The 17,273-nt window shown below is 40.3% G+C and carries 20 protein-coding genes and 1 pseudogene; 13 read left to right on the top strand and 8 right to left on the bottom strand.

Going from position 1 to position 17,273, the window contains the following annotated elements; translation table 11 throughout:
- Positions 1-92 precede the first annotated feature (92 nt).
- From HT732_RS10280 to whiA, 10 genes are all read left to right on the top strand, one after another.
- Complete coding sequence (locus HT732_RS10280) at positions 93-251, top strand: hypothetical protein (RefSeq protein WP_050268322.1); 159 nt, start codon at positions 93-95, stop codon at positions 249-251.
- A gap of 382 nt (positions 252-633) precedes the next feature.
- On the top strand, positions 634-1,152 hold the full coding sequence (locus HT732_RS04100; protein ID WP_172926134.1) for a Dps family protein: 519 nt from the start codon (positions 634-636) through the stop codon (positions 1,150-1,152).
- 128 nt (positions 1,153-1,280) lie between these two features.
- A complete protein-coding gene (locus HT732_RS04095) occupies positions 1,281-1,787 on the top strand; it encodes a dihydrofolate reductase (RefSeq protein WP_050244174.1) in 507 nt (168 codons plus the stop codon).
- Positions 1,787-1,957: a hypothetical protein gene (locus HT732_RS04090; RefSeq protein WP_000442260.1), complete on the top strand. Its 171-nt coding sequence runs from the start codon at positions 1,787-1,789 to the stop codon at positions 1,955-1,957. Before HT732_RS04095 ends, HT732_RS04090 begins: the two co-directional genes overlap by 1 nt.
- Positions 1,958-1,993: 36 nt before the next feature.
- Positions 1,994-3,226: an ATP-dependent Clp protease ATP-binding subunit ClpX gene (gene clpX / locus HT732_RS04085; protein WP_172926135.1), complete on the top strand. Its 1,233-nt coding sequence runs from the start codon at positions 1,994-1,996 to the stop codon at positions 3,224-3,226.
- 8 nt (positions 3,227-3,234) lie between these two features.
- Entirely contained in the window at positions 3,235-3,822 is a 588-nt protein-coding gene (yihA, locus tag HT732_RS04080; protein WP_020900580.1) for a ribosome biogenesis GTP-binding protein YihA/YsxC, read from the top strand.
- A 10-nt stretch (positions 3,823-3,832) separates the two neighbouring features.
- Positions 3,833-4,213 (top strand): RidA family protein, encoded by a 381-nt coding sequence (locus HT732_RS04075; RefSeq protein ID WP_001140420.1) that lies wholly within the window; start codon positions 3,833-3,835, stop codon positions 4,211-4,213.
- A 51-nt stretch (positions 4,214-4,264) separates the two neighbouring features.
- The gene (gene rapZ / locus HT732_RS04070; RefSeq protein WP_000163055.1) at positions 4,265-5,155 is read left to right on the top strand and encodes an RNase adapter RapZ; all 891 of its coding nucleotides are present in this window, start codon (positions 4,265-4,267) and stop codon (positions 5,153-5,155) included.
- The gene (locus HT732_RS04065; RefSeq protein WP_001231075.1) at positions 5,152-6,129 is read left to right on the top strand and encodes a YvcK family protein; all 978 of its coding nucleotides are present in this window, start codon (positions 5,152-5,154) and stop codon (positions 6,127-6,129) included. The genes rapZ and HT732_RS04065 overlap by 4 nt, the downstream gene beginning before the upstream one ends.
- Positions 6,126-7,037, top strand: coding sequence for a DNA-binding protein WhiA (gene whiA / locus HT732_RS04060; RefSeq protein ID WP_173254050.1), 912 nt, complete (start codon positions 6,126-6,128; stop codon positions 7,035-7,037). Before HT732_RS04065 ends, whiA begins: the two co-directional genes overlap by 4 nt.
- Positions 7,038-7,364: 327 nt before the next feature.
- On the opposite strand, the gene HT732_RS04055 is transcribed toward whiA, so the two are convergent.
- The 7 genes from HT732_RS04055 to HT732_RS04025 form a co-directional block, all read right to left on the bottom strand.
- Entirely contained in the window at positions 7,365-7,631 is a 267-nt protein-coding gene (locus HT732_RS04055; protein WP_001278169.1) for a Veg family protein, read from the bottom strand.
- 1 nt (position 7,632) lies between these two features.
- Positions 7,633-8,985: a replicative DNA helicase gene (gene dnaB / locus HT732_RS04050; RefSeq protein WP_173254049.1), complete on the bottom strand. Its 1,353-nt coding sequence runs from the start codon at positions 8,983-8,985 to the stop codon at positions 7,633-7,635.
- A 43-nt stretch (positions 8,986-9,028) separates the two neighbouring features.
- Positions 9,029-9,481, bottom strand: coding sequence for a 50S ribosomal protein L9 (gene rplI / locus HT732_RS04045; protein ID WP_023944997.1), 453 nt, complete (start codon positions 9,479-9,481; stop codon positions 9,029-9,031).
- Positions 9,478-11,451, bottom strand: coding sequence for a DHH family phosphoesterase (locus tag HT732_RS04040; protein ID WP_173254048.1), 1,974 nt, complete (start codon positions 11,449-11,451; stop codon positions 9,478-9,480). The genes rplI and HT732_RS04040 overlap by 4 nt, the downstream gene beginning before the upstream one ends.
- A gap of 135 nt (positions 11,452-11,586) precedes the next feature.
- Positions 11,587-12,135, bottom strand: coding sequence for a ribosome-associated translation inhibitor RaiA (gene raiA / locus HT732_RS04035; protein ID WP_000599100.1), 549 nt, complete (start codon positions 12,133-12,135; stop codon positions 11,587-11,589).
- 79 nt (positions 12,136-12,214) lie between these two features.
- Complete coding sequence (locus HT732_RS04030) at positions 12,215-12,877, bottom strand: ComF family protein (protein ID WP_173254047.1); 663 nt, start codon at positions 12,875-12,877, stop codon at positions 12,215-12,217.
- Positions 12,874-14,172: a DEAD/DEAH box helicase gene (locus HT732_RS04025; RefSeq protein ID WP_173254046.1), complete on the bottom strand. Its 1,299-nt coding sequence runs from the start codon at positions 14,170-14,172 to the stop codon at positions 12,874-12,876. Before HT732_RS04025 ends, HT732_RS04030 begins: the two co-directional genes overlap by 4 nt.
- A gap of 56 nt (positions 14,173-14,228) precedes the next feature.
- On the opposite strand from HT732_RS04025, the gene HT732_RS04020 reads away from it, so the two are divergent.
- The 3 genes and pseudogenes from HT732_RS04020 to cysK all read left to right on the top strand — a co-directional run bounded on the left by HT732_RS04020 (position 14,229) and on the right by cysK (position 16,076).
- On the top strand, positions 14,229-14,864 hold the full coding sequence (locus HT732_RS04020) for a YigZ family protein (protein WP_173254045.1): 636 nt from the start codon (positions 14,229-14,231) through the stop codon (positions 14,862-14,864).
- Positions 14,865-14,957: 93 nt separating this feature from the next.
- Positions 14,958-15,053, top strand: a pseudogene (locus tag HT732_RS10275) (PH domain-containing protein); the annotation flags it as partial.
- Between the two features lie 96 nt (positions 15,054-15,149).
- Complete coding sequence (gene cysK, locus HT732_RS04015) at positions 15,150-16,076, top strand: cysteine synthase A (protein WP_000029881.1); 927 nt, start codon at positions 15,150-15,152, stop codon at positions 16,074-16,076.
- Positions 16,077-16,197: 121 nt separating this feature from the next.
- Here the strand turns inward: cysK and tsf are convergent, their stop codons facing one another.
- Entirely contained in the window at positions 16,198-17,238 is a 1,041-nt protein-coding gene (gene tsf, locus HT732_RS04010) for a translation elongation factor Ts (RefSeq protein WP_000808091.1), read from the bottom strand.
- Positions 17,239-17,273 lie beyond the last annotated feature (35 nt).

The raw sequence follows: 17,273 nt of genomic DNA, 5'->3' as shown, positions 1-17,273 counted from the left end.
GATGTGAGAGTAGCACCCTCTTTTTCTTTGTTTTATGGTAGTTCATCATCTAGTAAATTCAAGATCTTGCTCAGAAATGAATCTTATACTCAATGAAAATCAAAGAGCAAACTAGGAAACTAGCCGCAGGCTGCTCAAAACACTGTTTTGAGGTTGTAGATAAGACTGATGAAGTCAGTAACCATATATACGGCAAGGCGACGTTGACGTGGTTTGAAGAGATTTTCGAAGAGTATTATATAGTAGATTGAATATAGACCAGGACATTGCGGTTGCTAAAACATTTTTAGAAATTCATTTGTCTTTCCTAATCGACTTGGCTCCATCTTATTTCAATCTATTATAGTCTTGGGGAATTTCTTCAAACCATATCAGCTTGGTCAGTTCTACCTGCGACCTCAAAACTTGTACTTTGGTTAAGCTGGGTTTAGTTTCCTAGTTTGCTGATGGATTTCCATTGACTATAAGCATCCAGACCTCTTTTTCGTCTTCTAAAGAATTCTTAAATTATCAGTCTATTGCAACTTTTCTCATGTGGGTCATTTGGCTTGCTATTGTCTTTCCTTAGTAGTATACTAAGGTAGTAATCATTAAGAAGTGGTTACATAAAAATAATGAATGAGGTAAAATAAAATGGTAGAATTGAAAAAAGAAGCAGCAAAAGATGTCGCAACATTAACAAAAGCAGCGCCAGTAGCATTGGCAAAAACAAAGGAAGTTTTGAATCAAGCTGTTGCTGATTTGTACGTAGCCCACGTTGCTTTGCACCAAGTACACTGGTATATGCGTGGACGCGGTTTTATGGTATGGCATCCAAAAATGGATGAGTACATGGATGCTCTTGATGGTCATTTAGATGAAATCAGCGAACGATTGATTACACTCGGTGGAAGCCCATTCTCTACATTGACAGAATTCCTTCAAAATAGTGAAATCGAAGAAGAAGCTGGTGAATACCGTAATATTGAAGAAAGCTTGGAACGTGTTCTAGCTATTTATCGCTACCTCATCACTCTTTTCCAAAAAGCGTTGGATGTGACTGACGAAGAAGGCGATGATGTTACAAACGATATTTTTGTTGGTGCTAAGGCTGAACTTGAGAAAACAGTTTGGATGCTTGCGGCAGAACTTGGACAAGCACCTGGTTTGTAAGAAATAAGGAAACATAGATAAATCTGTAGGAAATTTCTTACAGATTTTTCTATTTTGTAAGCTATTCCAAATCAGTCTTTTTTCGAGTTTTTTGATAAAATAGTACTATCAGTGAAAAGGATGGAAGCATGACTAAGAAAATTGTAGCTATTTGGGCCCAGGATGAAGAGGGTGTGATTGGTAAGGACAATCGTCTGCCTTGGCATTTGCCAGCAGAACTGCAACACTTCAAAGAAACAACTCTGAATCATGCTATCTTGATGGGGCGTGTGACCTTTGATGGAATGGGGCGTCGCTTGCTTCCCAAACGGGAGACCTTGATTTTGACGCGTAATTCTGAAGAAAAGATAGACGGGGTTGCTACTTTTTATGATGTTCAGTCTGTCTTGGACTGGTATCAGGCTCAAGATAAGAATCTTTATATTTTAGGTGGAAAGCAAATTTTTCAAGCTTTTGAACCCTACCTTGACGAAGTGATTGTGACTCACATTCATGCTCGGGTGGAAGGAGATACCTATTTCCCTGAAGAGTTTGACCTGTCTATTTTTGAGACGGTTTCAAGCAAATCCTATACCAAAGATGAGAAAAATCCTTATGATTTTACCATCCAATACCGCAAGAGAAAGGAAGTCTAATGGAACGTAGTATATTTGGTTTTTTCACAGCCATGCTGTGTTTGGTCTGCTTGCTTGCAGGAGCACAGGCTTTTCGTAAAAAGCGCTATGGACTTTCTGTCCTGCTCTGGTTAAATGCCTTTACCAATTTGGTCAATAGTATCCATGCTTTTTACATGACCTTATTTTAGATAGAATGACAGTATAGAATAGAACGGAAGGAAATCATGCCTACAACTAGGAATAATGATATGATGGTTTATTGCTCATTTTGTGGCAAAAACCAAGAAGAAGTACAAAAAATAATCGCTGGCAACAATGCTTTTATTTGTAATGAATGCGTGGAGTTGGCTCAGGAAATCATTCGAGAAGAATTGGTTGAGGAAGTCTTGGCAGACTTGTCTGAGGTGCCAAAACCAATTGAACTCCTCCATATCTTGAACCACTATGTTATCGGTCAAGATCGTGCCAAGCGTGCCTTGGCAGTGGCGGTTTATAACCACTACAAACGTATCAATTTCCACGATACGCGTGAAGAGTCAGAAGATGTGGATTTGCAGAAATCAAACATTTTGATGATTGGCCCAACTGGTTCAGGGAAAACTTTCCTTGCCCAGACCTTGGCTAAGAGCTTGAACGTGCCTTTTGCGATTGCGGATGCGACAGCTCTTACTGAGGCTGGTTATGTAGGTGAGGACGTGGAAAATATCCTCCTTAAACTCTTGCAGGCTGCTGACTTTAATATCGAGCGTGCAGAACGTGGGATTATCTACGTGGATGAAATTGACAAGATTGCCAAGAAAAGCGAGAACGTGTCTATCACACGTGATGTTTCTGGTGAAGGTGTGCAACAAGCCCTTCTCAAGATTATCGAGGGAACTGTTGCTAGCGTGCCGCCTCAGGGGGGACGCAAGCATCCACAACAAGAGATGATTCAAGTGGATACTAAAAATATCCTCTTCATCGTGGGTGGTGCCTTTGATGGCATTGAAGAAATCGTCAAACAACGTCTTGGAGAAAAAGTCATCGGATTTGGTCAAAATAACAAGGCGATTGATGAAAACAGCTCTTACATGCAAGAAATCATCGCAGAAGACATTCAAAAATTCGGGATTATTCCTGAGTTGATTGGACGCTTGCCTGTCTTTGCAGCTCTTGAGCAATTGACGGTCGATGACTTGGTTCGCATCTTGAAAGAGCCAAGAAATGCCTTGGTCAAACAGTACCAAACCTTGCTTTCTTATGATGATGTCGAGTTGGAATTTGACGACGAAGCCCTTCAAGAAATTGCCAATAAGGCTATCGAACGTAAGACAGGGGCGCGTGGTCTTCGCTCCATCATCGAAGAAACCATGTTAGACGTTATGTTTGAAGTACCGAGTCAGGAAAATGTGAAATTGGTTCGCATCACAAAAGAAGCTGTCGATGGAACGGATAAACCAATCCTAGAAACAGCCTAGAGGTGACTATGGAACTTAATACACACAATGCTGAAATCTTGCTCAGTGCGGCTAATAAATCTCACTATCCGCAGGATGAGCTCCCAGAGATTGCCCTAGCAGGGCGTTCAAATGTTGGTAAGTCTAGCTTCATCAACACCATGCTGAACCGTAAGAATCTGGCCCGTACATCAGGAAAACCTGGTAAAACCCAGCTTCTCAACTTCTTTAATATCGATGATAAGATGCGTTTTGTGGATGTACCTGGTTATGGTTATGCCCGCGTTTCCAAAAAGGAACGTGAAAAGTGGGGGCGCATGATTGAGGAGTACTTAACGACTCGGGAAAATCTCCGTGCAGTAGTCAGTCTAGTTGACCTCCGTCACGACCCGTCAGCAGATGATGTACAGATGTACGAATTTCTCAAGTATTACGAGATTCCGGTTATCATCGTTGCGACCAAGGCGGACAAGATTCCGCGTGGTAAATGGAATAAGCATGAATCAGCAATCAAAAAGAAATTAAATTTTGACCCAAGTGATGACTTCATCCTCTTTTCATCTGTCAGCAAGGCAGGGATGGACCAAGCTTGGGATGCAATCTTAGAAAAATTGTGAGGAAAAGAAAATGGCAAAAACAATTCATACAGATAAAGCTCCAAAGGCTATCGGACCATATGTTCAAGGAAAAATCGTTGGCAACCTTTTGTTTGCTAGTGGTCAAGTTCCCCTATCTCCTGAAACTGGGGAAATCGTAGGAGAGACTATCCAAGAACAGACAGAACAAGTCTTAAAAAACATCGGTGCTATTTTGGCAGAAGCAGGAACAGACTTTGACCATGTTGTCAAAACAACTTGTTTCTTGAGCGATATGAACGACTTTGTTCCTTTTAACGAGGTTTACCAAACGGCCTTTAAAGAGGAATTTCCAGCTCGTTCAGCAGTAGAGGTAGCTCGTCTTCCTCGTGATGTAAAAGTCGAAATTGAAGTCATCGCAGAGATTGGATAAGCTAGTTGAAGTTTGGTTCTGCCAAACTTCTTTTGATATAAGGAGAAAAAGATGACAAAGAAACAACTTCACTTGGTGATTGTGACAGGGATGAGTGGGGCAGGCAAAACTGTAGCCATTCAGTCCTTCGAAGATTTGGGTTATTTTACTATTGATAATATGCCTCCAGCTCTCTTGCCTAAGTTTTTGCAGTTGGTGGAAACAAAGGAAGACGACCATAAGTTGGCCTTGGTAGTAGATATGCGTAGCCGTTCTTTCTTCTCAGAGATTCAAGCTGTTTTGGATGAGTTGGAAAACAAGGAAGAACTGGACTTCAAAATTCTCTTTTTGGATGCAGCTGATAAGGAATTGGTCGCGCGTTACAAGGAAACCAGACGGAGTCACCCACTAGCAGCAGACGGACGGATTTTGGATGGAATCAAGCTGGAACGTGAGCTCTTGGCACCTTTGAAAAATATGAGCCAAAATGTGGTGGATACGACTGAACTCACTCCTCGTGAGCTGCGTAAAACCCTTGCAGAGCAGTTTTCGGATCAAGAACAAGCCCAGTCTTTCCGTATCGAAGTCATGTCTTTTGGCTTTAAATATGGAATTCCGATTGATGCGGACTTGGTCTTTGATGTTCGTTTCTTGCCAAATCCCTACTACCTTCCAGAACTGAGAAACCAAACGGGTGTGGATGAACCTGTTTATGATTATGTCATGAACCATCCTGAGTCAGAAGACTTTTATCAACATTTATTGGCCTTGATTGAGCCGATTTTGCCAAGTTACCAAAAGGAAGGGAAGTCTGTTTTGACCATTGCCATGGGTTGTACGGGTGGGCAACACCGTAGTGTGGCCTTTGCTAAACGGTTGGCGCAGGACTTATCCAAGAATTGGCCTGTTAATGAAGGGCATCGCGACAAAGATCGAAGAAAGGAAACGGTAAACCGTTCATGAGAAAACCAAAGATAACGGTGATTGGTGGAGGGACTGGGATCCCCGTCATTCTTAAAAGTCTGCGGGAAAAAGATGTGGAAATCGCTGCTATCGTAACGGTGGCAGATGATGGTGGTTCATCAGGTGAACTCCGAAAAAATATGCAGCAATTGACACCGCCAGGTGATCTTCGCAATGTCCTTGTGGCCATGTCGGATATGCCTAAGTTCTATGAGAAGGTCTTTCAGTATCGTTTTTCTGAGGATGCGGGAGCCTTTGCGGGCCATCCGCTGGGAAATCTCATTATCGCTGGTCTGTCAGAGATGCAGGGTTCGACCTATAATGCCATGCAGTTATTGAGCAAATTTTTCCATACTACTGGGAAGATTTATCCTTCCAGTGACCATCCCTTGACCCTGCATGCAGTCTTTCAGGATGGGACAGAGGTGGCTGGAGAGAGCCATATTGCAGACCATCCAGGTATGATTGACCACGTCTATGTGACCAATACCCTCAACGATGATACGCCTCTGGCTAGCCGTCGAGTAGTGCAGACCATTCTTGAAAGTGACATGATTGTCCTCGGACCTGGTTCCCTCTTTACCTCTATTTTGCCCAATATCGTGATTAAGGAAATCGGGCAGGCGCTTTTGGAAACCAAGGCAGAAATCGCCTATGTCTGCAATATTATGACCCAACGTGGGGAGACAGAACACTTTACAGATAGTGATCACGTGGAAGTCTTGCATCGTCACCTTGGTCGACCTTTTATCGATACTGTCTTGGTGAATATCGAAAAAGTGCCTCAAGAATACATGAATTCCAATCGTTTTGATGAATATTTGGTGCAGGTGGAACATGATTTTGCTGGTCTTTGTAAGCAAGTTCCGCGTGTGATTTCATCCAACTTCCTTCGTCTGGAAAATGGGGGTGCCTTCCACGATGGAGATTTGATCGTGGACGAATTGATGCGGATTATACAGGTGAGAAAATGAGTTTCACAGTAGCAGTAAAAGAAGAAATCCTAGGTCAGCACCATCTAAGCCAGCATGAATTATCTGCCATTATCAAGATGTCTGGCAGTATCGGTCTTTCGACTTCAGGCCTGACCTTGTCTGTCGTGACAGAAAATGCTAAGCTGGCTCGTCACCTCTATGAATCCTTTCTCCATTTCTATGAAATCAAATCAGAAATCCGACACCACCAAAGAAGCAATCTTCGCAAGAATAGAGTCTATACCGTTTTTACAGATGAAAAGGTGCAGGACCTGCTGAGTGATTTGCACTTGGCTGACTCCTTCTTTGGTCTGGAAACAGGCATTGATGAGGCGATTTTATCGGACGAGGAAGCAGGTCGTGCTTATCTTTGTGGCGCTTTCTTGGCAAATGGAAGTATTCGTGACCCTGAATCAGGTAAGTACCAGTTGGAAATCAGTTCTGTTTATCTGGACCACGCGCAAGGGATTGCCTCCCTTCTCCAGCAGTTTTTACTGGATGCTAAGGTGCTTGAGCGCAAAAAGGGGGCTGTGACCTATCTCCAGCGTGCCGAAGATATTATGGACTTTTTGATTGTCATCGGAGCTATGCAGGCGCGTGATGATTTCGAGCGGGTTAAGATTTTACGAGAAACCCGTAATGATCTTAATCGGGCCAACAATGCCGAAACAGCTAATATCGCTCGGACAGTTTCTGCCAGTATGAAGACCATCAACAATATCAGTAAAATCAAAGATATTATGGGCTTAGAAAACCTGCCAGTGGATTTGCAGGAAGTGGCGCAACTGCGGATTCAGCACCCAGACTACTCTATCCAGCAGTTAGCAGATAGCCTCAGCACCCCTCTGACCAAAAGTGGTGTCAACCACAGACTGAGAAAAATCAATAAGATAGCCGATGAGTTATAAAGATATAAAACACCTTTTTCTTGACAATTGAATAGAGCATGTGAGATAATAAAGAGGAATTGAGAAGTTCTAGCATTTTAGTGCTAACAGAAATCCCCTCGGTATTGCAGTACCGAGGGGATTTTTTCTGGGTTAGATAGCACTAACCAGGAAGGTTATACTCAATGAAAATAAAAGAGCAAACTAGGAAGCTAGGCGCAGGCTGTACTTGAGTACGGCAAGGCGAAGCTGACGTGGTTTGAATTTGATTTTCGAAGAGTATAAATCGAAGATTGCCTTCACTTAAACTATTCGGAGAAAAAAGAAAAAGTGAGAAAATTTCTCACTTTAGTCCAGATAATGAATCAAATTCTTTTCAGTAAGGATATCTGAGTAAGTAAAGGATTCAACGTAAACATTAGCTTGTTTATCTCCTTCCACATTCCCAAATTCCACAATAAATAGGGATGGATAAACCTCAATTAGCTTACCCAATCTATTTTTTTGGCGCTTACGACCATTCTCCAAAGTCATTTCTACGACTTGTCCCTCATGTGCCTTGATTTCTTCTTTGATTTTTTTCATCTTGGCTACATCTGTAAATGCATCTGACATCTTATGCCTCCCTCTTTGAGATACTTGAAAATTTATTGTATTCTTTTTGGAAAATTAATTCCACCGTTCCACGAGCTCCACTACGGTTTTTCTCGATAATAACTTCTACCTTATTATTCGGTATGCCTTCCTCTTCTTCACCACCACGCTCATAGTAATCGTCGCGATAAAGAAAGGCTACGATATCAGCGTCCTGCTCAATAGACCCAGATTCACGAATATCAGACAAGACCGGTCTCTTATCCTGACGTTGTTCTACACCACGAGAAAGCTGACTTAGAGCGATTACTGGAACCTTCAGTTCTTTTGCTAGGATTTTCAACTGACGTGAAATTTCTGAAACTTCCTGTTGACGGTTTTCTCGCCCAGTTCCCGTGATAAGCTGCAAATAGTCTATCAAAATCAAACCAAGATTTCCAGTTTCTTGAGCCAATTTACGAGAACGAGAACGAATCTCTGTAATTCGAATCCCTGGTGTATCATCGATATAGATACTTGCATTCGCTAGATTCCCTTGAGCAATAGTGTACTTTTGCCATTCCTCATCGGTCAATTGACCCGTACGGATAGAATGGGATTCCACCAAACCTTCTGCCGCCAACATACGATCCACTAGACTTTCCGCACCCATTTCCAGTGAAAAAATAGCAACCGTTTTGTCCAACTTGGTCCCAATATTCTGAGCGATATTCAAGGCAAAGGCTGTCTTACCAACCGCCGGACGGGCTGCTAGGATAATCAACTCCTCCTCATGAAGTCCAGTCGTCATATGATCCAAGTCACGATAACCTGTCGCAATACCTGTAATATCGGTCGTTTGTTGCGAGCGAGCTTCCAGATTTCCAAAGTTGATATTCAACACATCTCGAATGTTCTTAAATCCACTTCGATTTGCATTTTCACTGACATCAATCAGGCCTTTTTCTGCCTGAGCAATGATTTCATCAGCTGGTTGCGAAGCCTCGTAAGCTTGATTGACAGACTCTGTCAACTTTGAGATTAATCGACGTAGCATTGCTTTTTCTGCAACAATCTTAGCATAGTACTCCGCATTAGCAGAAGTTGGCACAGAATTGACAATCTCAACCAAGTAAGACAAGCCACCAATATTCTGTAAATCCCCTTGATTATCAAGAATGGTGCGAACCGTTGTTGCATCTATGGCATCGCCACGATCGGATAAATCGACCATAGCTTGGAAAATCAAACGATGGGCATACTTAAAAAAGTCCCGAGAATCAATATATTCTCGAACAAAAACAAGCTTACTCTCGTCAATAAAGATAGCCCCTAAAACAGATTGCTCAGCTAAGATATCTTGAGGTTGTACTCGTAACTCTTCTACTTCTGCCATCAGACTTCCCTTCCTTTTACAGTCTTGTCAAGAAGGTGTAAATTTATCCTTCTTTCACACGAAGATTGATTACACTTGTGATATCTTGATAGATTTTCACTGGTACATCAATCAAACCAACTGCTCGAATCGGAGCTTGTACTTGAATATGACGTTTATCAATCTTAATTCCAAATTGCTTTTGCAATTCTTCTGCAATTTTCTTATTGGTAATAGAACCAAAAGTACGGCCATCTGGACCAACCTTTTCAACAAATTCTACAACCGTTTCTTCTGCTTCTAGTTGGACTTTAATTGCTTTTGCTTCTGCAATCATCTCAGCATGAGCTTTTTCTTCAGATTTTTGTTTACCACGAAGTTCACCTACAGCTTGAGCAGTCGCTTCTTTTGCTAAATTCTTTTTGATAAGAAAGTTTTGTGCATACCCTGTTGGTACTTCCTTAATTTCGCCTTTTTTACCTTTTCCTTTAACATCTGCTAAAAAGATTACTTTCATTCTTCTTTCTCCTTTTCCTTTATTTCATTTAATACAATTTCTGTCAGTTTTTCACCTGCTTCTGACAAGGTTAAATCCTTAATTTGAGCTGCTGCCAAATTAAAGTGACCTCCACCTCCCAGCTCTTCCATAATCCGTTGTACATTCAGCTTACTACGACTTCGAGCTGAGATGGAGATAAATCCTTGTGTATTCTTCGCAAGAACAAAACTCGCTTCAATACCTGACATAGCTAACATGGCATCTGCTGCCTTACTAATAACAACTGTATCGTAACATTTCGAGTCCGTAGCCTCTGCTATTAGTACATCTGAACCTAATTTACGCCCCTGTAAAATCAGTTCATTGACCTCACGATATTCTTCAAAATCTGTCGCAGCGATTTCTTGGATAGCAATACTATCGCTTCCGCGCGTTCTGAGATAGCTAGCAACATCAAATGTCCGACTAGTCACTCGTGAGGTGAAATTTTTAGTATCCAACATCATACCAGCCATTAAAACACTTGCTTGCATACGACTCAAACGATTTTTCTTAGAATTCTGGAACTGAATCAATTCCGTTACCAACTCACTGGCACTGCTTGCACCACTTTCGATATAAGTAATAACTGCATTATCTGGGAAATCCTGATCCCTTCTATGGTGGTCAATAACAATAGTTTGGGTAAACAAATCATAAAAATCTTTTGATAAAGTTAAAGCTGTCTTTGAATGGTCTACAAGAATCAACAAAGAACGATTGGTCACCATCCCCATTGCATCCTTAACAGACAACAACTTCGTAACTCCTTCTTTTTCTAAGAATGCAACAGCTCGTTCAATATCCGGAGACATTTGTTCTTCGTCATAAAGAGCATAACTATTTTCAGTCACATTACTAGCAAATAACTGCATACCTACAGCAGAACCCAAAGCATCCATATCAAGATTTTTGTGACCAACTACAAAAACCTGATCCACACTCCGAATCTTATCTGAAATAGCTGTCATCATAGCGCGCGTACGTGTCCTTGTACGCTTGATTGACGCCGCAGATCCACCACCAAAATAAACGGGATTTTTCGTTTCGTCATTCTCCTTGACAACCACCTGGTCGCCACCACGCACTTCAGCCAAGTTCAAGTTGAGCAATGCAACTTTCCCGATTTCATCATGATTTCCATCACCATAAGAAAATCCCATACTTAAGGTCAAAGGCAACTGTCTCTGTTTCGACTCTTCTCTGAAAGCATCAATAACAGAAAATTTATCATTCATCAATCCCTCAAGTACCGTGTAGTCCGTAAATAGATAAAAGCGATCCATACTTACTCGACGGGAGAACATGGCATGTTGACCAGCAAATTCTGAAACAAAATTGGCTACAAAACTATTTATATGACTGATATCAGACTCTGATGTTTCATCTTCTAAATCATCGTAGTTGTCAACGGAAACGATCCCAATCACAGGCCGACTCGTTACTAACTCAACAGTCGCTTCGTATTCTCCAGACACATCAAAGAAGTAAAGAACTCCAGATACCTTGTCCATATGAACCGAATAACGGGTCTCCCCCAAGGTAGCGTAAGAACCTGGGTTCCCCACAGAAGCCTTGATAATTGTTTGAATTAATACCACATCAATCTCGCCCACTTCATTAGTCAAAATCAATTCAGCATAAGGATTAAACCATTCAACTTCACCTGACGACAAGTCTAGTTTAATAACTCCAACAGGCATCTGTTCTAACAAGGTTGTCAAACTTTCTTCAGCTTGGTGGTTTACATACTGGATTTGTTCTACTTCACTCCTTGAGTAGTAGTCTCTCTGATGGATGAATAATAAAATATATGAACCCAAAATAAGTAGGAAAAGAAATAGCGTTACCAGTGTATTCGTTACAAAAACAAGTTGCACAGATAGCACTCCGAACGCCACTATTCCTAATATTAAGGGGAAAATAGGACTTACATAAAATTTTTTCATTCCAAACCTCTTGGCACCCATTATACCATAATAACCACCAAAAAGCGACTTTTTAAAAGTGTAATCAGTAATTCTATCAATTATAAGAAAAAGGAGGTTTACAATTCAGTAAACCTCACTTTACACATATTGAAATTAAGATTCTTTAACTTCTAACAAACCAATTTCGCCATCTTCACGACGATAAATCACATTAGTTGTTTGATCTTCAACATCCACATAGATAAAGAAATCATGTCCCAACAAATCCATCTGTAGAATAGCTTCTTCCAAATCCATTGGTTTTAAATCAATTTGTTTTGAACGAACAACTCTAGATTGGACAACATTTGGATCTTCCACCAAAGCATCTGTAAATAATTGACTAGTTGCTACCTTATTTTTATTTTTACGCTCGATTTTTGTTTTATTTTTACGAATCTGACGTTCAATTTTATCGGTTACAAGGTCAATTGAACCATACATATCTTGAGACACATCTTCTGCACGAAGAGTAATAGAGCCAAGCGGAATCGTTACTTCCACTTTAGCCGTTTTTTCACGATACACCTTCAAGTTAACTCGAGCATCCAACTCTTGTTCAGCTTGAAAATACTTTTCGATCTTTTCGAGTTTAGAAACTACATAATCACGAATTGCTTCTGTTACTTCTAGGTTTTCACCACGGATACTATATTTAATCATATGAGTACCTTCTTTCTAAACATTTTTGTTTTTATGATTTTATTATAACGCTTTCATTCTATTTTTGCAAATTTTTTCCTTATCTTACAAGGGAAAATGTTTTTACATCCTCAGCACCAGCTTCTTCCAGCAGTTTCTTCACACGATTTATAGTTGTTCCTGTAGTATAAATATCATCTATAATTAGGATTTTCTTAGGAATGCGGACTCCACTTTTAATAAAGAAAGGAAGTTCTGTCGCCAAGCGCTCTGAGCGACTTTTAGAAGAACTGGCTCGTTCTTCTCTTTTCTCTAACAAATCCAGGTACTTAAATCCTGCTGCATTGACCAAGCCCTCAACCTGATTAAATCCTCTATCAGCATATCTCTCCTTACTTAATGGAATGACTACAAATTGGTACTCTTTGTACTTTTTCAACTCCTCACTTAAAAATGAAGAAAAAACTTTTCTTAAAAGGAAGTCTCCATCAAATTTATATCGACTAAAAAAATCCTTCATAGCTTGATTGTAAGTGAAAATCGCTCTATGACTGACCTCAACTCCTTCTTTACACCAAAATTGACAATCTTGACACTTTGTTGACAATCCTATTTTCATACAGTTTGGACAGTACTCTTCTCCAATTCTCTCAAAAGTAGAATCACAATCTAAACAAAGACAGGAGGCATCATTCTTCATAAGTAAGAGACTACTAAAAGTTAAAACAGTCTTCATAGTCTGCTCACATAACAAGCACTTCATAGACCAGCCTCCTTATTCATCATCTGAACTTCCTTAATCGCCTTCTTGATTGAATCATTTAACCCATCATGGAAGAAAAGCAAATCTCCTGTCGGTCTATCCATGCTTCGTCCAACTCGTCCACCAATCTGAATCAAACTAGACTTGGTAAACAGACGATGATTAGCCTCTACTACGAAAACGTCCACACAAGGGAAGGTAACCCCACGCTCCAAGATTGTCGTACTGATAAGTATTGTCAGTGCTCCATCTCGAAAAGCTTGTACCTGCTCTAATCGATCTTCTGTGATAGAAGAGACAAATCCAATTTTCTCATTTGGAAATTGCTCCTGTAAGATTTCTTTTAACTGCTCCCCTTTCTTAATTTCTGAAGCAAAAATGAGTAACGGATAAGCTGTCTTTCTCTGCTTATCAATATAGGACTTTAACTTTGGTGACAAACGATTCTTATCTAAGTAGCGATTAAAATCCGATAACCAAATTGGTTTTGGAATAATCAACGGATTTCCATGGAACCGTCTCGGTAAACTCAGTCTTTTTAGTTCTCCTAAACGGACCTTTTTATCTAACTCATCAGTCGAAGTCGCCGTTAAAAAGATTCTCAATCCATTCTCCTTTACACTATTCTTGACAGCGTGGTAAAGCGTGGGATTATCAACATAAGGAAAAGCATCTACTTCATCCACTATCAGCAAATCAAAAGCTTGATAAAATTTCAATAACTGATGGGTTGTCGCAACAACTAGTGGTGTTCGAAAATACGGCTTTGATTCTCCATGTAGGAGGGCTATCTCGCAAGAAAAATCATTTTGCAGGCGCTTATACAGCTCCAAACAAACATCTATGCGAGGACTAGCCAAACATACTGCACCACCTCCATTAATCACTTTAGCCACAACTTGATAAATCATTTCTGTCTTTCCAGCCCCTGTCACCGCATGAACTAAAGTTGGCTCTTGCTTCTCTACTGCTTGAATCAGTCCCTCTGACACCTTCTCTTGAAAAGGAGTTAATTGACCACGCCATTTAAGAACATCTTGCTTCGGAAAATCCTCCTGTGGGAAATAGTATAAATCTTGATCACTCCTGACTCGCTTCATAATTAAGCACTCCCGACAATAGTAAGCACCAATGGGCAAATACCATTCTTCTAGAATAGTATTATTACAACGTTGACAGAAAAATTTCCCCTTCTCCTTTCTCATTGCTGGAAATTTCTCCGCCAACTGACATTCCTCTTCTGTTAATTCATTCTCAGTAAACAAACGACCGAGATAGTTTGGATTTACTTTCATACTTCTTTATTCGTAAAAACCTAGCGCTTTAGATGATTTTTTAGTACAATTAAATCATGGAATTTAGAACAATTAAAGAGGACGGACAAGTCCAAGAAGAAATCAAAAAATCCCGCTTTATCTGTCATGCCAAGCGTGTTTATAGCGAAGAAGAGGCTCGTGACTTCATTACTGCTATCAAAAAAGAACACTACAAAGCGACACATAACTGCTCTGCCTTTATTATTGGGGAACGTAGTGAAATTAAACGTACAAGTGATGATGGTGAGCCTAGTGGTACTGCTGGCGTTCCCATGCTTGGGGTACTAGAAAATCATAATCTCACTAATGTCTGTGTGGTCGTGACACGCTACTTTGGTGGTATTAAACTAGGGGCTGGAGGACTAATTCGTGCTTACGCCGGCAGTGTCGCCTTAGCTGTCAAAAAAATTGGTATTATTGAAATAAAAGAACAGGCTGGCATTGCTATTCAAATGTCTTATGCTCAATACCAAGAGTATAGTAACTTTCTTAAAGAACATGATCTCATGGAGCTGGATACAAACTTTACAGATCAAGTCGATACGATGATTTATGTTGATAAAGAAGAAAAAGAAACTATTAAAGCTGCACTTGTAGAGTTTTTTAATGGAAAAATCACTTTAACTGACCAAGGTTTACGAGAAGTTGAAGTTCCTGTAAACTTATTGTAAACAATGGATAATACAGCGTTTCGTTGACATTCTCACAACTACTTTAGCGAGCAAAATAAAAAAATGCTTGCCAAGACCTACTAGAAAATGAAGCAATTCAAAAAGAAAACGGATAGCGTTCTCCTTTACACCTATTTACTAGAATTAGCCTATCACAATCGCTTAAAAATTAATGGCTTAGACCTGTGATATAAAAAAATCCTATCGCTCCGATAGGATTTCTATATTTTACAAATGTTATAGTTAGCGTTATACTAGAAATATCTTATACAAAGAGGTATTCATATGTCTATTTATAACAACATTACTGAACTAATCGGTCAAACTCCGATTGTTAAACTCAACAACATTGTGCCAGAAGGTGCTGCAGATGTCTATGTAAAACTTGAAGCATTTAACCCTGGTTCTTCTGTAAAAGACCGTATTGCTCTTAGCATGATTGAAAAAGCTGAACAAGACGGTATTCTAAAACCTGGTTCTACTATTGTTGAAGCAACAAGTGGAAACACTGGTATTGGACTTTCATGGGTAGGTGCTGCTAAAGGGTATAAAGTCGTCATCGTTATGCCTGAAACTATGAGTGTAGAACGACGTAAGATCATCCAAGCCTATGGTGCTGAACTCGTCCTTACGCCTGGTAGCGAAGGAATGAAGGGTGCTATTGCTAAGGCTCAAGAAATCGCTGCTGAACGTGATGGTTTCCTTCCTCTTCAATTTGACAACCCAGCAAATCCAGAGGTACACGAAAGAACAACAGGAGCTGAAATACTAGCTGCTTTCGGTAAAGATGGACTAGATGCCTTTGTTGCTGGAGTGGGTACCGGTGGAACGATTTCTGGTGTTTCTCATGCACTCAAATCAGCAAATTCAAACATTCAAGTTTATGCAGTGGAAGCTGATGAATCCGCCATTCTATCTGGTGAAAAACCTGGTCCTCACAAAATTCAAGGTATCTCAGCTGGATTTATTCCTGATACACTTGATACTAAAGCCTATGATGGTATCGTTCGTGTAACATCAGATGATGCTCTTGCACTCGGACGTGAAATTGGTGGAAAAGAAGGTTTCCTTGTAGGGATTTCTTCAGCTGCAGCTATCTACGGAGCCATCGAGATTGCCAAAAAATTAGGTACAGGTAAAAAAGTCCTTGCTCTAGCACCAGATAACGGTGAACGTTATCTCTCTACAGCACTCTATGAATTTGAAGTTTAGTCTCCTAAATACAATTGGCCCTTATTATAGGGCTTTTTATTTTTACCTTGAAAATAGGAAGCTCTCCCTATAGGGATCGACTGCATAGAAAAAAGGAAGCAAATTTACTTCCTTTCTATAATTAGTTATTCAAGGCTGCTGCCATTGTAGCTGCAACTTCAGCTTCAAAGTCGTTTGCAGCTTTCTCAATACCTTCACCAACTTCAAAGCGAGCGAACTCAACTACTGAAGCGTTAACTGATTCAAGGTATGCTTCAACTGTCTTGCTGTCATCCATGATGTAAACTTGTGCAAGAAGTGTGTAAGCTTGGTCAACTTTAGTATTGTCAAGCATGAAGCGATCCATTTTACCTGGGATGATTTTGTCCCAGATTTTTTCTGGTTTGCCTTCTGCAGCCAATTCAGCTTTGATGTCAGCTTCAGCTTGAGCAATAACATCATCAGTCAATTGAGCTTTTGATCCATATTTCAAGTGTGGAAGAGCTGGTTTGTTAACCATTGCACGGCTTTCGTTATCTTGGTCGATAACGTGGTTCAATTGTGCCAACTCATCTTTAACAAATTGCTCATCCAATTCTTTGTATGAAAGAACTGTTGGTTTCATAGCAGCGATGTGCATTGAAATTTGTTTAGCAAGTGCTTCGTCTCCACCTTCGATTACAGAGATAACACCGATACGTCCACCGTTGTGTTGGTATGCTCCGAAGTGTTGTGCATCTGTTTTTTCAATCAAAGCAAAGCGACGGAATGAGATTTTTTCTCCGATAGTCGCTGTTGCAGATACGTATGCAGCTTCAAGAGTTTCACCTGAAGGCATAGTCAAAGCAAGAGCTTCTTCATTGTTAGCTGGTTTTCCTTCAACGATTGCTTTAGCTGTTGCGTTTACCAACTCAACAAATTGAGCGTTTTTCGCAACGAAGTCAGTTTCAGCATTTACTTCAACAACTGCTGCAATGTTACCATCAACATAAACACCAGTCAAACCTTCTGCAGCAACACGGTCAGCTTTCTTAGCTGCTTTTGCCATACCTTTTTCGCGAAGCAATTCAATCGCTTTTTCGATATCGCCTTCCACTTCAACCAATGCTTTTTTAGCGTCCATAACACCAGCACCAGATTTTTCACGCAACTCTTTAACAAGTTTAGCTGTAATTTCTGCCATTTTGATTCTCCTATATTTTTTAAAAATAGGAGAGC

The organism is Streptococcus sp. 5346 (assembly GCF_013277455.1).
In the GTDB taxonomy this organism is placed as follows: Bacteria; Bacillota; Bacilli; order Lactobacillales; family Streptococcaceae; genus Streptococcus.
The sequence above is the reverse complement of the archived record's forward strand: the minus strand, read 5'-3'. Positions and strand labels throughout refer to the sequence as shown.